Origin of the sequence: Streptomyces decoyicus (assembly GCF_019880305.1) — a bacterium.
Taxonomy (GTDB): domain Bacteria; phylum Actinomycetota; class Actinomycetes; order Streptomycetales; family Streptomycetaceae; genus Streptomyces; species Streptomyces decoyicus.
On sequence record NZ_CP082301.1, the window covers coordinates 1,990,222 to 2,008,582 of the forward strand.

The 18,361-nt window shown below is 74.5% G+C and carries 14 protein-coding genes, 1 pseudogene and 1 riboswitch; of the genes and pseudogenes, 12 read left to right on the forward strand and 3 right to left on the reverse strand.

Annotation, left to right across the window (positions count from 1 at the left end):
- The first annotated feature begins 68 nt into the window (after positions 1-68).
- Both K7C20_RS08780 and K7C20_RS38125 read left to right on the forward strand, forming a co-directional pair.
- Entirely contained in the window at positions 69-1,352 is a 1,284-nt protein-coding gene (locus K7C20_RS08780; RefSeq protein WP_030089081.1) for an inorganic phosphate transporter, read from the forward strand.
- Positions 1,353-1,375: 23 nt separating this feature from the next.
- Entirely contained in the window at positions 1,376-1,612 is a 237-nt protein-coding gene (locus K7C20_RS38125; protein ID WP_053209896.1) for a hypothetical protein, read from the forward strand.
- Positions 1,613-1,948: 336 nt separating this feature from the next.
- Here the strand turns inward: K7C20_RS38125 and K7C20_RS08785 are convergent.
- The 3 genes and pseudogenes from K7C20_RS08785 to K7C20_RS08795 form a co-directional block, all read right to left on the reverse strand.
- Positions 1,949-3,031 (reverse strand): annotated as a pseudogene (locus tag K7C20_RS08785) (extracellular solute-binding protein); the annotation flags it as partial.
- Positions 3,028-5,658: a caspase family protein gene (locus K7C20_RS08790; RefSeq protein ID WP_053209898.1), complete on the reverse strand. Its 2,631-nt coding sequence runs from the start codon at positions 5,656-5,658 to the stop codon at positions 3,028-3,030. The pseudogene K7C20_RS08785 and the gene K7C20_RS08790, both read right to left, overlap by 4 nt.
- 5 nt (positions 5,659-5,663) lie before the next feature.
- The gene (locus tag K7C20_RS08795; protein ID WP_053209899.1) at positions 5,664-6,107 is read right to left on the reverse strand and encodes a hypothetical protein; all 444 of its coding nucleotides are present in this window, start codon (positions 6,105-6,107) and stop codon (positions 5,664-5,666) included.
- 204 nt (positions 6,108-6,311) lie between these two features.
- A riboswitch (cobalamin riboswitch) is annotated at positions 6,312-6,463 on the forward strand.
- Positions 6,464-6,592: 129 nt separating this feature from the next.
- Here K7C20_RS08795 and K7C20_RS08800 point away from each other — a divergent pair.
- From K7C20_RS08800 to K7C20_RS08845, 10 genes are all read left to right on the forward strand, one after another.
- Positions 6,593-7,660: a cobalamin biosynthesis protein gene (locus K7C20_RS08800; protein WP_053209900.1), complete on the forward strand. Its 1,068-nt coding sequence runs from the start codon at positions 6,593-6,595 to the stop codon at positions 7,658-7,660.
- Between the two features lie 10 nt (positions 7,661-7,670).
- On the forward strand, positions 7,671-9,290 hold the full coding sequence (locus K7C20_RS08805) for a cobyric acid synthase (RefSeq protein ID WP_030089069.1): 1,620 nt from the start codon (positions 7,671-7,673) through the stop codon (positions 9,288-9,290).
- 70 nt (positions 9,291-9,360) lie between these two features.
- Positions 9,361-11,496, forward strand: a complete 2,136-nt coding sequence (locus K7C20_RS08810) for a putative cobaltochelatase (RefSeq protein ID WP_053209901.1) — start codon at positions 9,361-9,363, stop codon at positions 11,494-11,496.
- Positions 11,496-12,092 (forward strand): cob(I)yrinic acid a,c-diamide adenosyltransferase, encoded by a 597-nt coding sequence (cobO, locus tag K7C20_RS08815; RefSeq protein ID WP_030085021.1) that lies wholly within the window; start codon positions 11,496-11,498, stop codon positions 12,090-12,092. The genes K7C20_RS08810 and cobO overlap by 1 nt, the downstream gene beginning before the upstream one ends.
- A gap of 16 nt (positions 12,093-12,108) precedes the next feature.
- Positions 12,109-13,506 carry a cobyrinate a,c-diamide synthase gene (locus K7C20_RS08820; protein ID WP_030085023.1) on the forward strand — a complete coding sequence of 466 codons (1,398 nt, stop codon included), beginning with the start codon at positions 12,109-12,111 and terminating at the stop codon, positions 13,504-13,506.
- Positions 13,503-14,210 carry a VOC family protein gene (locus K7C20_RS08825; RefSeq protein WP_107083476.1) on the forward strand — a complete coding sequence of 236 codons (708 nt, stop codon included), beginning with the start codon at positions 13,503-13,505 and terminating at the stop codon, positions 14,208-14,210. Before K7C20_RS08820 ends, K7C20_RS08825 begins: the two co-directional genes overlap by 4 nt.
- On the forward strand, positions 14,207-14,806 hold the full coding sequence (locus K7C20_RS08830; RefSeq protein WP_063781297.1) for a cobalamin biosynthesis protein: 600 nt from the start codon (positions 14,207-14,209) through the stop codon (positions 14,804-14,806). Before K7C20_RS08825 ends, K7C20_RS08830 begins: the two co-directional genes overlap by 4 nt.
- Positions 14,803-15,705: a sirohydrochlorin chelatase gene (locus K7C20_RS08835; protein ID WP_030085028.1), complete on the forward strand. Its 903-nt coding sequence runs from the start codon at positions 14,803-14,805 to the stop codon at positions 15,703-15,705. The genes K7C20_RS08830 and K7C20_RS08835 overlap by 4 nt, the downstream gene beginning before the upstream one ends.
- Positions 15,706-15,707: 2 nt before the next feature.
- Positions 15,708-16,808 carry an Rv2231c family pyridoxal phosphate-dependent protein CobC gene (cobC, locus tag K7C20_RS08840; RefSeq protein WP_053209902.1) on the forward strand — a complete coding sequence of 367 codons (1,101 nt, stop codon included), beginning with the start codon at positions 15,708-15,710 and terminating at the stop codon, positions 16,806-16,808.
- Positions 16,809-16,932: 124 nt separating this feature from the next.
- Positions 16,933-18,294, forward strand: coding sequence for a vanadium-dependent haloperoxidase (locus K7C20_RS08845; RefSeq protein ID WP_053209903.1), 1,362 nt, complete (start codon positions 16,933-16,935; stop codon positions 18,292-18,294).
- Positions 18,295-18,361 lie beyond the last annotated feature (67 nt).

Below are 18,361 nucleotides of genomic sequence, written 5' to 3' on the forward strand. Positions count from 1 at the left end.
CACTTTCCGTTCACCCACTCTCCGTACGGTCCCAACGACACTGACCTTCGAACTGATTGCCTGGGTGAATGGAACACATCACGCTTCTCATCGGGATCGTGATCGTCACGGCCTTGGTGTTCGACTTTACGAACGGCTTCCACGACACGGCCAATGCAATGGCCACCACCATCTCCACCGGGGCGTTGCGACCCAAGACCGCGGTGGCGATGTCGGCAGGGCTCAACCTCGTCGGTGCGTTTCTGTCCGTGGAGGTGGCCAAGACCATCTCCGGGGGGATCATCGACGAGAGCGCCGGCATCAGACCTGAAGTGATCTTCGCCGGCCTGGTCGGCGCCATCGTCTGGAACCTGCTGACCTGGCTCGCGGGCCTCCCCTCCAGTTCCTCCCACGCTCTCTTCGGCGGTCTGATCGGCGCGACCCTGGTGTCCGTCGGCACCAACGGGGTGCATGGCGACGCCGTCGTGATGAAGGTGCTGATCCCCGCAGTGGCCGCCCCGGTCGTCGCGGGCCTGGCCGCGATGGCGGCGACCCGGCTCACCTACCGGCTGACCCGCAACCGCGACGAGACGGACACCGCCAAGGGCTACCGCGCGGGGCAGATCGCCTCCGCCGCCCTGGTCTCCCTCGCCCACGGCACCAACGACGCCCAGAAGACGATGGGTGTGATCACGCTCGCGCTGATCACCGGCGGCGTGGTCGCCCCGCACGCCGACCCGCCGCTGTGGGTCATCGCCTCGGCCGGTCTCGCCATCGCGCTCGGTACATACCTGGGCGGCTGGCGGATCATCCGCACGATGGGCAAGGGCATCACCGACATCCAGCCGCCGCAGGGCTTCGCTGCCCAGACCGGCGCCGCGGCCACCATCCTGGCCTCCTCCCACCTCGGCTTCGCGCTCTCCACCACCCAGGTCTGCTCCGGTTCCGTGATGGGCTCGGGCCTGGGCCGCAAGGGCGGCGTGGTGCGCTGGTCCACGGCCGGCCGGATGGTCCTCGCCTGGGGCCTGACGCTGCCGGCCGCGGGTGCGGTCGCGGCGGGCGCCGCGTTCCTCGCCGGACAGGGCAACTGGGGCGTGGCGGCGGTGGCGATCCTCGCGCTGGGCATCTGCGGCGCGATCTGGGCCGCCTCCCGGCGCAAGCCGATCGACCACACCAACGTCAACGAAGGCCCGGCCGTGGAGCCGGCCGGCGTGGTGACCACCGCGCTGCGCAGTGTCTCCCCTCCCCCGGCAGGCCAGCCGGCCCCGGTGGCCGACGCACCGGAAACCGCCGAGGTGCCGGCCCCGGCATCCGGCACCGAAACCTCCACGACATCCGCCCCGCGTGCCAAGGCCGCGACGGTCTCCCGCTAGCTGTCATCACCTGAAGGAACACCATGAGCATCGATTGGGCAGCTCTCGGCCAGGTCTTCGGCGTCACCCTCGTGGTGACGGTCGGGATCGTGGGCCTGTTCACCGTCGGCATCGTCGGCACGTCCCGCAAGCCGCAGCAGGAAGGCGGCGCGGTCGCGCTCGCCGTGCCGGCTGCGGGCGCGCGGGCCGGTGCGGTGGCCGCCTTCGCCCTGTGCGCGGCGGCCGTGGCCTATGGCATCTATCTGATCGTCGCCGCCTGACCCGTCCGGAGACGGCAGCGGGCAACGACGACGGACCGGGCGCCTCGTCGCTGGTACGCCGCGTCCGCCGAGCGCGTCATCGGCCTCCCTGGCCAGCCGGTCGGCGATGGCCGTACCGCCGCGGCCGTTGAGGAAGGCGGACACCCCGAGCTGCACGACCTTGCTGAAGGTCTGGTAGTGGGCGCTGCGCGGGCGGGGTTCGGCCGCCAGCAGCGCCTCGTGCAGGGTGCGGGTGTCGGGCCGCGGCTCCGGCTGCCCGGCGGCGCCGTGCTCGCCGCGCTCCGTACCGCCCCGCGGCGGGCAGCGCGGCGCCTCGGTGCTCTCCCGGTACGCCGAGTCGCGGGTCGCCGCGAACCCCCGCTCCAGCAGACAGCGCTCACTGCGCGGGCTGGTCAGCGCCTCGATCAGGGACCGGGCGCCGGCCGGCCGCTTGCTGCCGGCCGAGATCGCGAGATTCTGGCCGCCCAGTACGGACATCCGTTTGCCGTCGCTGCGGCGGGCCGGCAGCTGGGTGACGTCGAACTGCTCGCCGGGCGTGAGCTTCTCGGCGACCGACGCGTACTCGACCGGCCAGTTGCGCATGAACAGGGCGCGGCCGTCGGCGAACCAGCGGCGGCTCTCCGTCTCGTCCATCGTGGTGGCCTCGTGCGGCATGATCGAGTCGAGCCGGCCCTTGAGGTCGGTGACGCCCTGCTGGAGCGCGCCGACCTGCTCGTCCTTGGTGAAGCTGGTGGCGTCGGGGTCGCCGCCGTTGGCCCAGGCCGACTCCAGGGTGTTGACGGTCAGCCCTTCGTAGGGCCGCAGCTGGGCGACCATGCCGTACATCGTCGGGCGCTTCTTGCGGTGTCCCCCGGCCTCGTCGGCGGCCTTGCGGTTGTAGTCGTCCGCCACGTCCTGCGCCGTCTTTGCCAGCTCGTCCCAGTCGGACGGGACGGGACGGCCGTACTCCTTGAGGAGGTCCTTGCGGTAGTAGAGCAGTCCGGCGTCGGTGTTGAAGGGCACTCCCCACACCTTGCCGTCGTACTCCACCGTCTTGGCCACGCTGTCGAGGAAGTCGCCGTCCAGCTGGGTGGCCCAGGGCCGGATGACGCCCGCCTCGGCGAACTCCGCGGTCCAGGCGACATCGAGGTTCAGCACGTCATAGCCGCCGTTGCCGGACTGGCCCGCCGCCAGCAGCTGGCTGCGCTGGCCGTCGGCGGTGTCCGGGAGCTTGACGATCCGTACCTCGCGGCCGTGCTCCTTCTCCCAGGCGCGGATCAGATCCTGACGGATGCCGGAGCTGCTGAGGTCGCTGCCGGTGGCAAGGACGATCGCGCCCTGCTCGGGGAGGGTCTGCTCCCCCCGCGTACAGCCGCTGACCGCAGGCAGCAGTGCCAGACAGACCAGCGTGGCGGCCGCCCTGGTGCGCGGGGTGGTCATCGGTCCCCCTTCGTGGCCGTGCCGATGGAGGCGATCCGTCCGGCCAGCGTGTCGACGGCCTGCGGACCGCTGGGCACGCACTGGCCGTGGGAGGCGCCGGCCAGTTGCTGGAGGGCGAAGGTGTCACACCCCGATCTGCCCATCGCCAGTACCAGGAGGGGCACGCGGGGCCCCTCCTTGACGAGTGCGCTGAGGGTGCGTTCCACGCCCGCCGCGCGCCCGGCGCCCGCGCCGTCGTCCTGGTCGAGGATGAGCACGATGGCCTTGTTGGTGGCCGAGGACGTCTTCATCTTCCGCACGGCGCGGGTCAGCGCCTCCTCCATCGCGGCACCGTGGTCGACCAGTTCGCCGTCCGGACTGCCCGCGATCCGGGCCAGCGCGGCCTTGCCCGGGGCGGGGTCGGCGCTGCCGAGCGGGACCAGCTCGCGTACCGCGTCACGGTCCTCGGGATGTGCGCGGTCCGGGAAGGTCCACAGGCCGTAGGTGTGCCGTGCGCCGACCAGTTCCACGGCGCGTCCGGCCGCGCTCAGGGCGATCGGGAGCTTGCCGCCGTCCGCCATGGAGGTGGAGGCGTCCATGAGGATCAGCACCTGGCTGGACCGCTGCGCCTTGTCGTAGCCGTCCAGGACCCGGGAGACCTGTCCCGGGTCCGCGGTGAAGGGGATCGTGGAGGCGAGGGGGCTGACGTCCGCGCGGCTGTCGAGCAGCGGTGAACCCTGCCGCGGGCCGCTGTCCCGCACCCCGCGGTAGCCCTGCGCGGTCAGGGTGCGCTGGCCGCCGTCCCGGGCGCGCAGCCACTGCGCGAAGTCCGCCACGGCGGCCTGCCGCGGGGTGGCGTCCGTGGCGCCCTGCCAGTCGACGCGGACCAGGGGGTGGTCGAGCGCGGGGACGTTCGCGGGGTAGTAGGCGACGTAGCGGTCGCGCAGCGGCAGCGGGGCGTCCAGGGCCGGGCAACTGCCGGTGGCGCGGCCCAGGTTGTAGTCGGCGAGGGACTTCTCCGACACCAGGGGCGCGGACTTCGTCCGGTCGACGGAGCCGGCGGCGTCGGTATCGGGCCGCAGCGAACACAGCAGTTCGGTGCTGCCCGCGTACTGGCTGCCCGGGGCGGCGAGCCGCTCCTCGGCGTGCCGGGCGAGGGTGAGGTCGGGCGCGCCCGTTGCGGTGCCCGAGCCGTCGTGGGCGAGGTAGAGGCCGATGGTGTGCAGCAGACCGGTGCCGGACAGCACGGGGCTCGGTCGCAGGAGCTTGAGGTCGTGGTGGGTGCTGTCGGTTCCGGTGAGCAGCTCCTGCCAGGAGGCGCCGGCCAGTTCGACGTCGTCCAGCCGCCGGCGCGCCGGGATGCCGACGACCAGGGGGGTGTAGGCGACCGGGGCGGAGTAGTGCAGGGTCGCGGGGGAGCCCGTGGCGGGCATACCGCGGCGGGCCTCGTAGTAGTCGGCGGTGGATTCCGGGATCCAGATGTCGGGCTGCGGTCCCGGCCGGTGGAGGGGGTCGATGCCCTGGTCGCCCGGCCGCCCCTTGCCGGTGCCGTGTGCCTCGCCCTGCCAGCGGTCGGCGGCCGCGAAGCCCTGGGCGACCTGGTCCTTGGCGGCGGAGTACACGGTGATCTGGGCGCGCCGGCAGCCGTCGGGGAGGTCGCCCTCGCCGCTGAGGGGCCGGGTGTTGGCCTGGGACATCTCGTAGTCGAAGGCCGCCTGGCGCAGCGCGGGTTCGGCCTCGGGGGCGGTGAGCAGCCGCAGTTCGAGGGCGGGCGGGCAGGGCGCCTCGCCGTTCGCGAGGTGGAGCAGGACGACGCCCGTGGTGGCCGGTACGAAGACGATCGCCAGGATCAGCAGGAGTCTGGGCCAGTGCCGGAAGTAGGACTTCAGCCAGCGGCGTAAGCGGATCCGCAGCGGGGTCGGCGGGCGGTCCTCGGGAGTGGCGAAGGACAGGATGACGTCGTCGACGGTGTTGTGCTTCGCCGAGCGCGGTTCCCAGACATCGCCCATCGGGGTCCGTTCACCGGCCAGTTGTTCGCGCAGGTCCCGGACGAGGTCCTCGAAGGTGACGAACCGTTTGCCGGGGATGCCCCGTTCCAGGGTCTGTACCAGGGCGCGGGTGAAGACGCTGCCGCCGGTGGGCTCCTCGCCGCTGAAGATACGGCGGTTGGGCTGCGCGGCCATCAGCAGCGACGTGGGGTTGCGACAGGAGTGGAAGGCCTCGCTCCCATTGCCGGCGTAACAGCACTCCAGGACGATCACGATCCGGTCGGCCCGCGCGTTGTCCAGATAGGACAGCACGGTGTCCTGCCAGGAGACGGTCTTGTGACGCCGTTCCGAGGCGCCGACCATGAGTTGCAGATTGCCGCCGTCGCGGCCCACCCGGCCGTGGCCGGAGAAGTACACCAGCAGCAGACCGCGCGCCTCCTGGACGACGGTGTCCAGCGCCTGTTCCACCTCCCAGGGCTCCTGGGGCCGGCAGGTGACGACCTCGCCCTTGGTGAACAGGTCGGTGCCGGGGGCGAGCAGGGCCCGCTCCAGTTCCCGGGCGTTGTCCTTCACCGCGGGGAGCGGGCGCAGCGTGCGGTAGTCGTCGACACAGATCAGCAGCGCCCGGTTGACCTTGCCCCGTGCGTCGTATTCGGACATCCGGCTCAGTCCCCGGCGGTGCGGCCGCTCCCGTCTGCCGGGCTGCCGGGATCGGGGTGTTCGGGGGCCACGGCGCCCGGACCCGCGTCGCCGAGCGCGCGCAGGTCCCCGTCGCCGCTCCCGACCGCGACGGCGGGCCGCTCGCCGGTGTCGCGTTCCTCCCGGCGCCGTCGCAGCCACTCCTGGAGGGCGATGGTGAGACTTTTGGTCATCTCGGCGGCGACGGCGCCGACGATGACCAGGATCAGGTCGTCGACGCCGACGGCCATGTCACCGGGGCCGTCGTCGCTCTCGTCCTGCGGCCGCGGCCGCAGCCGCCAGTCGTGCCGGCGCCGGTCCAGCCACGGCTCGCGCTCCAGCCACGCCTTGAGGTCCTCGATGTCCTGGTCAGGATTGTTCGTGCCCGTGATCCTGATGCGGATCTCATGACGGTCAGCGCTCTGCGGCATCCCCCGGCCCCCTTCCGGCGGCCCCTTCGCCGCCGTGCACCAGATAGTGACGTGAGATCAGGGGCGGGGGCAACCGTCTGTGACGCGACTGCCACGCTGTGGCGTGCACCACAGCCCGTGCCACAGGGCGGCGTCGCAGGTCAAGGGTGAGTTGACGGGCATTCGCGGGGCGTGGTGGACTGCCGGAGCCATTCGGCGACAGATGAGGAAGTCCGGTGAGAATCCGGCGCGGTCCCGCCACTGTCACCGGGGAGCGTTCCTCCGACGAAGGTCACGGTCCGCCTCGTGTACGTCCGATGACGTACACAGGGACTGGAAGGCCGGAGGACTCGCCGATCCGGGGAGCCAGGAGACTCTTGTCGCCGTCACGTCGAGCCAGGGCGCGGACCCTGAGTGAGGACATACCGCCATGCCCGGCCGCCCTTCCAGATCGCCACTGCCCGCTGCCGCAGGGCCCCTTCGAGGCCTGACGGCGGTCTGATCCGATGCGCGGCGAACACGCGGGATATGCGTGCGGCGCGGCCCTCGGCTTCCTCGCCGACCTGATCGCGGCGGACCCTCGGCGCGGCCACCCGGTGGCCGCCTTCGGCCGGGCCGCGGGCGCCGTCGAGCGCCGGCTGTGGCGCGATCACCGCGGATACGGGACGGCGCATGCCGTGGTGTGTGCGGGCGGTGCCGCCGCCGGTGCCGCGCTGCTTCAGCGCGCCGTGAAGGGCGCTGCCGTTTCCCCGTCCCCCCTCCGCAACGGCGCCCGGGTCGCACTGACCGCGGCGACGGTCTGGGCCGTGCTGGGCGGCACCTCGCTCGGCCGGGAGGCGCGGGCCGTCGGCGGTGCGCTGACGGCGGGTGATCTGGACGTGGCGCGGGAGCGGCTGCCGCATCTGTGCGGGCGCGATCCGCAGGCGCTGGACGGGCCGCAGATGGCCCGCGCGGTGGTGGAGTCGGTCGCCGAGAACACCTCCGACGCGGTGGTGGGCGCCCTCGTCTGGGGCGCACTGGGCGGGGTGCCCGGCCTGGTGGCGTTCCGGGCGGTGAACACCCTGGATGCGATGGTGGGGCACAGGTCGCCGCGCCACCTCCGCTTCGGCTGGGCCTCGGCCCGGCTCGACGATCTCGCCGGCTGGCCCGGCTCCCGGCTGACCGCCGCACTGACCGTGCTCGCGGGCCCCGACCGGCGCGGTGCGCTGCGGGCCTGGCGGGCGGACGGCGGCGCGCACCCGAGCCCCAACGCGGGCCCGGTGGAGGCGTCGTTCGCGGGCGCGCTGGGCGTACGGCTGGGCGGCACGCTGGCGTACGGCGGGCGGGTGGAGCACCGTCCGGTGCTCAACGAGGGGGCGCCGCCGGTCGCGGTGGCCGACATCGAACGGGCGGTGCGGCTCTCGCGCCGGGTGAGCGCGCTGGCGTTGGTGACGACGGTGGCCGCGCGGCTGGCGTTCGGCGCCGCGCGGCGGGCCCCGCTGCGTACCGGCCGCCCGTCCGCAGGTGCAGTGACGCGCAAGGCCGCGCGGGCGGTCGCGCGTACGGTTCACGACAGCCGGGGTCCCGGCGCATGAGGAGGACCCGGTGAACGGGCGGTTCAAGGCATCCGGAGGGGCCGTCGGCGGTGGCCTGTTGGTGGCCGGTACGACGTCCGACGCCGGCAAGAGCGTGGTGACGGCGGGCATCTGCCGCTGGCTGGCCCGGCAGGGCGTCCGGGTGGCGCCGTTCAAGGCGCAGAACATGTCGCTGAACTCGTTCGTCACGCGCGAGGGCGCGGAGATCGGACGGGCCCAGGCGATGCAGGCCGCCGCGGCGCGGGTGGAGCCGACCGCGCTGATGAATCCCGTGCTGCTCAAGCCCGGCAGCGACCGCAGCAGCCAGGTGGTGCTGCTGGGGAAGCCGGTGGGGGAGCTCAGCGCGCGGGGGTACTTCGGGGACGCCGGGGGGCCGTCCTCCGGGAAGACGCTGTATGCCGGGCGCCGGGAGGAGTTGCTCGGCACGGTCACCGACTGCCTCCAGGAGCTGCGGCGGACGTACGACGCGGTGATCTGCGAGGGCGCCGGCAGCCCCGCCGAGATCAATCTGCGGCGTACCGACATCGTGAACATGGGCCTGGCACGGGCCGCCCGTATTCCGGTGATGGTGGTCGGCGACATCGACCGTGGCGGGGTGTTCGCCTCCTTCTTCGGCACCACCGCGCTGCTGTCCAAGGAGGACCAGGCGCTGGTCGCCGGGTATCTGGTCAACAAGTTCCGGGGCGATGTGACGCTGCTGGAGCCGGGGCTTGCGATGCTGCGCGGCCTCACCGGACGGCAGACGCTGGGGGTGCTGCCCTTCTCCCACGGCCTCGGCATCGACGAGGAGGACGGGATGGGGGTCCCCCCTGCTCGAACGAAGTCGAGAGCTTGGGGGAGGGTGTCGCTGCGCGGCGCGGTGCGCGAGAGCGTGGTGGCGCCGCCGCACGGCGCCCAGGTGCTCCGGGTGGCGGTCGCCGCCGTACCGCTGATGTCGAACTTCACGGACGTGGACGCGCTGGCCGCGGAACCGGGCGTGGTGGTGCGGTTCGTGGACCGGGCCGAGGAGCTGGCCGACGCGGACCTGGTGGTGCTGCCGGGGACCCGGGGCACGGTCCGGGCGCTGGAGTGGCTGCGCGAGCGCGGGCTGGCGGACGCGGTCGCCCGGCGGGCCGCCGAGGGCCGCCCGGTGCTGGGCATCTGCGGCGGGTACCAGATGCTGGGCGAGCGCATCGAGGACGACATCGAGTCGAAGGCGGGCACGGTCGACGGGCTGGGACTGCTGCCCGTACGGGTGCGGTTCGCGGCGGAGAAGACCCTGGCGCGGCCGGTCGGCGAGGCGCTGGGCGAGCCGGTGGCGGGTTACGAGATCCACCACGGGGTCGCCGAAGTGACCGGCGGGGACGAGGAGTTCTTGGACGGCTGCCGGGCCGGCTCCGTATGGGGCACGCACTGGCACGGCTCGCTGGAGAGCGACGGCTTCCGGCGGGCCTTCCTGCGGCGGGTCGCGGCGGACGCGGGCCGGGCGTTCGTCCCCGCCCCCGACACCAGCTTCGCCACCCTGCGCGAGGAGCAGCTGGACCGGCTGGGCGATCTGATCGAGGAGCACGCGGACACCGCCGCGCTGCTCCGGCTGATCGAGGAGGGGGTGCCGGAGGGGCTGCCGTTCGTGCCTCCGGGAGCGCCATGACGGGTACGCACTGGAGGACCGCGACAGACGCAGCAGAGCAGCCGGCCGACGACCTGGAGGACGACACCGCATGACAACCGCTCACAACACCACCCCGCAGTACCCCTTCACCGCGGTGGTCGGGATGGACGATCTGCGGCTGGCGCTGCTGCTGAACGCGGTCAGCCCCGCGGTGGGCGGTGTGCTGGTCCGCGGGGAGAAGGGCACCGCCAAGAGCACCGCCGTGCGGGCACTGTCGGCACTGATGCCCCATGTGGACGTGGTCGGCGGCTGCCGCTTCGCCTGTGCCCCCGACGCGCCCGACCCCGGCTGCCCCGACGGGCCGCACGAGACGGGTGCCGTCGAGGACCGCCCGACGCGGATGGTCGAACTGCCCGTCGGCGCCTCCGAGGACCGGCTGGTCGGTGCGCTGGACATCGAGCGGGCGCTGTCGGAGGGCGTGAAGGCCTTCGAGCCGGGCCTGCTGGCGGATGCGCACCGCGGCATCCTGTACGTCGACGAGGTCAACCTCCTCCACGACCACCTGGTGGACCTGCTGCTGGACGCGGCCGCCATGGGCGCCTCGTATGTGGAGCGCGAGGGCGTGTCCGTACGGCATGCGGCCCGGTTCCTGCTCGTCGGCACCATGAACCCCGAAGAGGGCGAGCTGCGGCCGCAGTTGCTGGACCGGTTCGGGCTCACCGTCGAGGTCTCCGCCTCGCGCGAGCCCGACCAGCGGGTGTCGGTGGTCCGGCGCCGGCTGGCGTACGACGCCGATCCGGCGGGCTTCGCGGCACGCTGGGCGGCCGAGGAGGACGAGCTGCGCCACCGCATCGCCGCGGCACGGGAGTTGCTGCCGGGCGTGACGCTGGGGGACGCGGCGCTGCGGCAGATCGCGGCGACCTGCGCGGCGTTCGAGGTGGACGGGATGCGCGCGGACATCGTGATGGCGCGTACCGCCACGGCACTGGCCGCATGGGCCGGGCGGACGGACGTCCTGGAGGAGGACGTGCGGCAGGCGGCGCTGCTGGCGCTGCCGCACCGCCGGCGCCGTAACCCCTTCGACGCGCCCGGCCTGGACGAGGACAAGCTCGACCGCACGCTGGAGGAGTTCGGCGGGGCGGACGAGGGCACGGACGGCGCGGACGACCCGGACCCGGACGGGCCGGACGGCGGCCCCGACGGGGGCGGTCCGGACGGCGGCGGACAGCCGCCGCAGGACGGCGGGCCGGAGGAGTCTTCCCAGACGCAGAGCCCCGAACTCCCGCACCAGCAGGAGCGGGAGGCTCCCCAGTCCCCCGAGGGCCCCGAGGCCCCGGAGGCCCCCGAACGGCAGGAGCAGCCCGCCGCTCCCGAGCAGTCCCAGGAGGGCGCCCCGGGCGCGGGCGGCCAGAAGGCGGCGGTCGGCGCCACCGAGCCGTTCCGTACCCGGCGGCTGGATGTGCCGGGCCTGGGCGAGGGCGCGGACGGCCGCCGGTCGCGGGCGCGGACCGCGCACGGCCGGACGACCGGTGCCCGGCGTCCGCACGGCGCCCTGGGCAAGCTGCACCTGGCGGCGACCGTGCAGGCCGCGGCGCCGCACCAGCGGGCCCGCGGCCGCAGCGGCCGGGGGCTGGTGGTGCGCCGGGACGATCTGCGCGAGGCGGTACGCGAGGGGCGGGAGGGCAATCTGGTCCTGTTCGTCGTGGACGCGTCCGGTTCGATGGCGGCGCGCAAGCGGATGAGCGCGGTCAAGGGCGCGGTGCTCTCGCTGCTGCTGGACGCCTACCAGCGGCGCGACAAGATCGGCATGATCACCTTCCGTGGCACCGGCGCCGAACTGGCGCTGCCCCCGACCTCCTCGGTCGAGGCGGGTGCGGCGCGGCTGGAGCAGCTGCCGACGGGCGGCCGTACGCCGCTGTCGGAGGGGCTGCTGCGGGCCCATGAGGTGCTGCGGGTCGAGCGGATGCGGGATGCCTCGCGGCGGCCGCTGCTCGTGGTCGTCACCGACGGACGGGCCACCGGCGGCCCGGAGCCCGTCGGACGGGCCGCCCGCGCGGCCCGGCTGCTGGCCGGCGAGGGCACCGCTTCGGTGGTCGTGGACTGTGAGGCCGGTCCGGTGCGGCTGGGCCTCGCGGGCGAGCTGGCCCGTGAGCTCCAGGGCACCGCGATCACCCTCGACGAACTGCGCGCGGACAGCGTCTCCGCGCTCGTACGGACCGTGCAAGGCAACAGGAAGGCCGCGTAATGCCGCAGGGACAGCCGTCCGTCGTACCGAACGACGGGCTCACCACCCGCCAGCGCCGCAACCGCCCGCTGGTGTTCGTCCACACCGGCCAGGGCAAGGGCAAGTCCACCGCCGCCTTCGGGCTGGCGCTGCGCGCCTGGAACCAGGGCTGGCCGGTCGGGGTGTTCCAGTTCGTGAAGTCGGCGAAGTGGAAGGTCGGCGAGGAGCGGGCGCTGAAGGTGCTCGGTGACTCCGGCGAGGGCGGCACGGTCGCCTGGCACAAGATGGGCGAGGGCTGGTCCTGGGTGCAGCGCGACATCTCCTCCAGCGAGGAGGCGGCGCGCGAGGGCTGGGAGCAGGTCAAGCGGGACCTGGCGGCGGAGACGTACAAGCTGCTGGTGCTGGACGAGTTCGCCTATCCGCTGAAGTGGGGCTGGATCGACACCGAGGAGGTGGTGGCGGCGCTGCGCGACCGTCCCGGTACGCAGCATGTCGTCATCACCGGCCGGGGCGCTCCCGAACCGCTGCTGGAGTTCGCCGATCTGGTGACGGACATGACCAAGGTCAAGCACCCGATGGACGAGGGCCAGAAGGGCCAGCGGGGCATCGAATGGTGACGAGAGGGTGCGCGGCATGAGCGGTGGTTCGATCCCCCGGCTGGTGATCGCCGCCCCGTCGTCGGGGGCGGGGAAGACGACGGTGGCCACCGGCCTGATGGCGGCGTTCGCCGAGGCCGGGCTCGTGGTGTCGCCGCACAAGGTGGGCCCCGATTACATCGATCCGGGGTATCACTCCCTGGCCACCGGCCGTCCCGGCCGCAATCTGGACGCCTATCTGTGCGGGCCCGACCGGATCGCGCCGTTGTTCCTGCACGGTGCGGCGGGCGCCGACCTCGCGCTCGTCGAGGGCGTGATGGGGCTGTTCGACGGGGCGTCCGGGATGGGTGAGCTGTCCTCGACGGCGCAGGTGGCCAAGCTGCTGCGGGCACCGGTGGTGCTGGTGGTGGACGCGTCCTCGCAGTCCCGGTCGGTGGCCGCGCTGGTGCACGGTTTCGCCTCCTGGGATCCGGAGGTACGGCTGGCCGGCGTGATCCTCAACAAGGTCGGTTCGGACCGTCACGAGGAGCTGCTGCGGGAGGCGATGGACTCTTCCGGTGTGCCGGTGCTGGGCGCGCTGCGCCGGGACGGGCGGGCCGGTACGCCCTCCCGTCACCTGGGCCTGGTGCCGGTCGCCGAGCGGCGGGCCGAGGCCGTGGAGTCGGTGGGCGAACTCGCCGCGCGGGTCCGCGCGGGCTGCGATCTCCAGGCCCTGCTGGCGCTGGCGCATACGGTGCCGGAGCTGCCGGACGCGGCCTGGGACCCGGCGGCGGAGCTGGCCCCGGCCGACGGGGTGGCCTCCGCGGAGAAGCCGCTGATCGCCGTCGCGGGGGGCGCCGCGTTCACCTTCTCGTACGCCGAGCACGCCGAGCTGCTGGCCGCGGCGGGCGCCGAGGTGGCCCCCTTCGACCCGCTGCGCGACGAACAACTGCCGCCAGGCACCCAGGGGCTGGTGATCGGCGGCGGCTTCCCGGAGATGTACGCACCGGACCTGTCGGCGAACGCACCGCTGCGCGCGGAGGTGGCCGCACTGGCCGCCTCCGGGGCGCCGGTCTCCGCCGAATGTGCCGGGCTGCTCTACCTGTCCCGGTCGCTCGACGGGAAGCCGATGTGCGGGGTGCTGCCCGCCGAGTCCCGGATGACCGAACGGCTCACCCTCGGCTACCGCGAGGCGGTGGCCCTGCGGGACAACGCGCTGGCGGCGGCCGGGACCCGGGTGCGGGGCCATGAGTTCCACCGCACGGTGCTGGAGCCGGGCGCGGGCGCGGACCCGGCGTGGGGCCTGACACACCCGGAGCGGCGGCTGGAGGGCTTTGTCAGCGGCGGGGTGCATGCCTCGTATCTGCATGTGCACTGGGCCGCCGAACCGTCGCTGGCCGGACGTCTGGTGGCGAGCGCGGCGCAGGCCGCACTGGCCGGGAGCGCCGTCCGGTGACGCGCGGGAGCGGCAGCGAGGAGACCGGGTCCCCGGAGGCCGAGCCCCCGGAGGCCGGGTCCCCGGCCGTGCTCGACCATCTCGTCTACGCCACACCCGACCTGGACCGCACCCTCGCCGAGATCGCCGAGCTGACCGGTGTACGGCCGGTGCCCGGCGGCAGCCACCCGGGCCGGGGCACCTGCAACCATCTGCTGGGGCTGGGCGGCGGGGCCTACTTCGAGATCATCGGGCCCGATCCGGAGCAGCCCGCCCCGGACGGGCCGCGGTGGTTCGGCATCGATGCGCTGACCGGGCCGCGGCTGGTCACCTGGGCGGTCCGGGTCACCGGCATCGCGGCCCGGGTGGCCGCGGCGCGAGCGCGCGGCCACGACCCCGGCACCCCCGTCGCCATGTCCCGGCGCACCCCCGACGGCGGCCGTCTCGCCTGGCAGCTGACCCCGCCGGGGGCGGGCGCGGGCCTGGCCCCGTTCCTGCTCGACTGGGGCGATACCCCGCACCCGTCCGGCGGCGCCCTCCCTGTGCTGCCGCTGGTCTCGCTCACCGCTTCGCACCCCGACCCCGGGGCGGCCCGCGCCGAGCTGGCGGCGCTCGGCGTCCGGTGGCCGGGTGAGCCGGTCACGGCCGGGCCCACCGGGCTCACCGCCGTCCTGGCGGGCCGGCACGGCCGGGTCGCCTTCGGCCGGGGAGCTGTCGCGGTATGAGACGCCGGGCGGCCGACGAGGCCGGCGGCCCGTCCGCGCCGCTGGTCGCCGGCGTGGGGGCGCGCCGTGGCGTTCCGGTGTCCGAGGTGCTGGAGCTGATCACGGCCGCCTGCGCGGCGGCGGGCTATGCGGCCTCGCAGGTCGTCGCGCTGGCGACGGTGGCGGCGAAGGCGGCGGAGCCGGGGCCGGCCGGGGCGGCGCGGGCGCTGGGGGTGCCGTTGCTGTCGTACCCGGCGGAGGCGCTGGCGGCCGTACGGGTACCGGATCCGTCCGCGGCCGCGGCGGCCGCCGTCGGGACGCCGAGCGTGGCCGAGGCGGCCGCCCTGCTGGCCGCGGGGCCGGGTGCCGCACTGGTCGCCGGCAAGCGGAAGTCGGCTCCGCCGGCCCGGGCGACCTGTGCGCTCGCCCGGCCGGCAGTAACAGACTCCGGTGCCCTTACCGCTGGTAGGGAGGGAGCGACCGCCGTGCCCTGCACAGGGGCGGTTATCGTCATGACCTCCCCCAACCCGCCCCGCCGTGGCCCGGATCGGCGGACGGGGGTCGTCGGCGACCCGGCGCCCGAGAGCGCAACCACCGGTACCAAGGAGACCCAGTGACCACCTCTCCCGCATTGCTCATCGCCGGTCACGGCACCCGTGACGAAGGCGGGGCCGAGGCTCTGCGCGCGCTGGTGCGTGTGCTCGGCGAACGCCACCCCGACGTGCCCGTCGCCGGCGGCTTCTTCGGTGTTCCGGCCTCTCCGCTGCCGCTGGACGACGCCGTCGACGGGCTCGTCGAGCGGGGCGCCACGCGGCTCGCCGTCATACCGCTGCTGCTGGCCCCGACCGGGCCGGTACCGGAAGCCCTGCCCGTGGCCCTGGAGCGGGCGGCGGAGCGCCACCCCGGGCTCGGCTACGCCTGCGGCGCCGAGCTGGGGCCGCACCCCAAGGTGCTCGATGTGCTGGAGCGGCGGCTGGACGAGGCGATGGGCGGCGGCGCCCGTCGGCCCGAGGACCGGGCCCGCACCACCGTGCTGCTGGTGGGGCGCGGCGCAGCCGATCCGTACGCCAACGCCGAGGTGGCGCGTGCCGCGCGGCTGCTGTGGGAGGGGCGCGGCTTCGCGGGCGTGGAGACCGCGTTCGTCTCGCAGGCGGCGCCCGATGTGCCGACCGGCCTGGACCGGTGCCTGGCACTGGCGGCGGGGGCCCGCGGGCCGGCCCGGATCGTGGTCCTGCCCTACTTCCTCTTCCCCGGCGACCTGCTGGAGCGGCTGCACATGCAGGCCGAGGGCTGGGCCGCGGCGCACCCCGGCGCGGAGGTGTTCGGCGCGGAGGCGATCGGCCCCGCGGCCGAGGTGGCCGCGGTGGTCATGGAGCGTTACCGCGCGACGGTGGCGGGCGATCCGCTGCTGAGCGGTGCGCCGTGCGGTGACCGGGCGGCGGCGGAGGACGCCCGGGAGACGGCCGGCGCACCGCGGCGGAGCGCTCCCCTGTCCACGGACAGCGGGGAGCGGTGAGCATGCCGGCGCACACCGGGTCCGCACCGCCGCGGGACGCCGCCGAGGACGCCCCGCCGCACGAGCCCGACCTGCGGCACCACGGCGATGCCGAAGTACGGGGCGCGGAAGGCGCATTGACGGATCTGACCGATCTTGCGGTGAATGTCCGCAGCGGCACTCCCCCGGCCTGGCTCAAGGCACGGATCGCCGCGTCGCTGGACGGTCTCGCCGCGTATCCGGACGGCCGCGCGGCGCGCCGGGCGGTGGCCGCACGGCACGGTCTGCCCGTGGAGCGGGTGTTGCTGACCTCGGGGGCCGCGGAGGCGTTCGTGCTGATCGCGCGCGCCGTACGGGCCCGCCGGCCGGTCGTGGTGCATCCGCAGTTCACCGAGCCCGAGGCGGCGCTGCGGGACGCCGGGCACGACGTCACACGGGTGCTGCTCGACGCGCGGGACGGCTTCCGGCTGGATCCGGCCGCGGTGCCCGAGGACGCCGATCTGGTCGTCGTCGGCAACCCCACCAACCCCACCTCCGTCCTCCACCCCGCGGGCGTGCTGGCCGGCTTGGCGCGGCCCGGCCGGACGCTGGTGGTGGACGAGGCCTTCATGGACGCGGTGCCCGGTGAGCGGGAGGCGCTGGCCGGGCGCACGGACCTGCCGGGCCTGGTCGTGCTGCGCAGCCTCACCAAGACCTGGGGGCTGGCCGGGCTGCGGATCGGCTATGTGCTGGCCGCCGCGGACACCGTCGCCGCCCTGGAGCGGGCGCAGCCGCTGTGGCCGGTCTCCACCCCCGCGCTGGCCGCCGCCGAGGCGTGCTGTGCGCCGGAGGCGCTGGCGGAGGCGGCCGCGGCGGCCGCGGAGATCGCCGTGGACCGGGCTCATCTGCTGGCCCGGCTGGGCGAGTTCCCGCAGATCAGGGCGGCCGGCCCGGCAGCCGGCCCGTTCGTGCTGATCCGGCTGCCGGACGCGGACGGGGTACGGGCGGCGCTGCGGGCCCGCGGCTTCGCGGTACGCCGGGGTGACACCTTCCCCGGCCTGGGCCCCGGCTGGCTGCGCCTCGCGGTGCGGGACCGGGCCACGACCGACCGGTTCGTGGCGGCGCTGGGCGAGGTACTCGTGTAGGGGCGCCGAGCGGATCCGCGCGGGGCGAAGAGCGGGGCGGGGCCCGGCGAACGGGTGCGCCGGCGCACCCCTTCCCGTCAGCGCACCGGTGTGACCGTTCACCCTTTTGGCTGTTAAGTCAGTTATGGATACTCCTCGTTCGGGTGGACGGACCACCCTCGGTGCCCTCGCCTCCCTCCTGCTCCTCGCCCTCACGGCCGTGGCCGGCCCCGCCGCCGCCACCGCCATCAGCCACGCGCCGCCGGCGGCGGACCCCCAGGCGGTGCGCGACTGGAACGCCCTCGCCACCGACACCATCAGCGCCCACGTCGGCGCCACCCGCCCCTCCGGGCAGGCGGTCATCTGGCACGGGTTCGTCTCGGCCGCCGTCTACAACGCCGTGGTCGGCATCCAGGGCCGCTACGCCCCGTACAAATGGCGGGCGCGCGGGCCCTCCACCGCCTCGCCCGAGGCGGCGGCCGTGACCGCCGCCCACCGCGTACTGCTGACGTACTTCCCCGCCTCGCAGGCCCCGCTCGATACCGCGTACGCCGCCTCGCTCGCCAAGATCCCCGACGACACCGCGAAGCGGCAGGGCGTGGCCTTCGGGGAACGCGCCGCGGGCCACCTCGTCGCACTGCGCGAAGGAGACGGCCGGTTCGCCCCGGTGGAGTTCACCGCCGCCCCCGCGCCCGGCGTCTGGCGGCCCACCCCGCCCGCCCATCAGCCCTTCACCGACCCCTGGCTCGGCAGACTGCGCCCCATGCTGCTGGCCTCCCCGTCCCAGTTCCGTCCCGGCGGACCGCCCGCCCTGCCCTCGGCCCGCTACGCCCGGGACGTCAACGAGGTGAAGACCATGGGCGCGAGGACCGGATCGCCCCGCACCGCACGGCAGACCGAGACCGCGCTGTTCTTCGGGGGCAACCTGACGGTGCAGCTCCAGGCGGCGTTCCGGGACCACTCCGCGCGGCACCACCTGGACATCGCCGAGACAGCCCGGATGTTCGCCGCGGCGAACGCGTCGGCAACCGACGCCGTGGTCACGGCATGGGACGCCAAACTCCACTACGGCTTCTGGCGGCCGATCACCGCAGTCCAGCTGGCCGGCACCGACGGCAACCCCGCGACCGAGGCCGACCCGCTGTGGCAGCCGCTGCTCGTCACCCCGCCGCACCCCGACTACCTCAGCGGCCACACCACCGTCACCGGCGCCGTCGTCCGGACCCTGACCGGGATCCTCGGCACCCCGCACCTCGACCTCACCTTTTCCTCCGAGGCCACCGGCACCACACGGCACTACGACCGGGCCGGCCGGCTCAACGGGGACATGATCGACGCCCGCGTCTGGGGCGGGATCCACTTCCGCACCGCCGACACCGACGGGTGCGAGGCCGGCAGCCGCATCGGCGGCTGGACCCTGGCCCACTACTTCCGGCCGCTGCGCCCGGCACGCCCGCACTCCACACCACCGGCCCCGCCGACGTGCCCGCGCGGCAGCGCGGGCTGACCTGGCCCGTACCGCCCGCCGCCGTTGCCTCAAAGACCCCGGACGGGAGGAGCCGGACGTGCCCGGC

What these genes read in the sequence shown, in the direction of transcription:
- K7C20_RS08780 (WP_030089081.1), top strand. Translation starts at nt 69, where the DNA reads ATGGAACACATCACGCTTCTCATCGGGATCGTGATCGTCACGGCCTTG.
- K7C20_RS38125 (WP_053209896.1), top strand. Translation starts at nt 1,376, where the DNA reads ATGAGCATCGATTGGGCAGCTCTCGGCCAGGTCTTCGGCGTCACCCTC.
- K7C20_RS08790 (WP_053209898.1), bottom strand. Translation starts at nt 5,658, where the DNA reads ATGTCCGAATACGACGCACGGGGCAAGGTCAACCGGGCGCTGCTGATC.
- K7C20_RS08795 (WP_053209899.1), bottom strand. Translation starts at nt 6,107, where the DNA reads ATGCCGCAGAGCGCTGACCGTCATGAGATCCGCATCAGGATCACGGGC.
- K7C20_RS08800 (WP_053209900.1), top strand. Translation starts at nt 6,593, where the DNA reads ATGCGCGGCGAACACGCGGGATATGCGTGCGGCGCGGCCCTCGGCTTC.
- K7C20_RS08810 (WP_053209901.1), top strand. Translation starts at nt 9,361, where the DNA reads ATGACAACCGCTCACAACACCACCCCGCAGTACCCCTTCACCGCGGTG.
- cobO (WP_030085021.1), top strand. Translation starts at nt 11,496, where the DNA reads ATGCCGCAGGGACAGCCGTCCGTCGTACCGAACGACGGGCTCACCACC.
- K7C20_RS08820 (WP_030085023.1), top strand. Translation starts at nt 12,109, where the DNA reads ATGAGCGGTGGTTCGATCCCCCGGCTGGTGATCGCCGCCCCGTCGTCG.
- K7C20_RS08830 (WP_063781297.1), top strand. Translation starts at nt 14,207, where the DNA reads ATGAGACGCCGGGCGGCCGACGAGGCCGGCGGCCCGTCCGCGCCGCTG.
- cobC (WP_053209902.1), top strand. Translation starts at nt 15,708, where the DNA reads ATGCCGGCGCACACCGGGTCCGCACCGCCGCGGGACGCCGCCGAGGAC.
- K7C20_RS08845 (WP_053209903.1), top strand. Translation starts at nt 16,933, where the DNA reads ATGGATACTCCTCGTTCGGGTGGACGGACCACCCTCGGTGCCCTCGCC.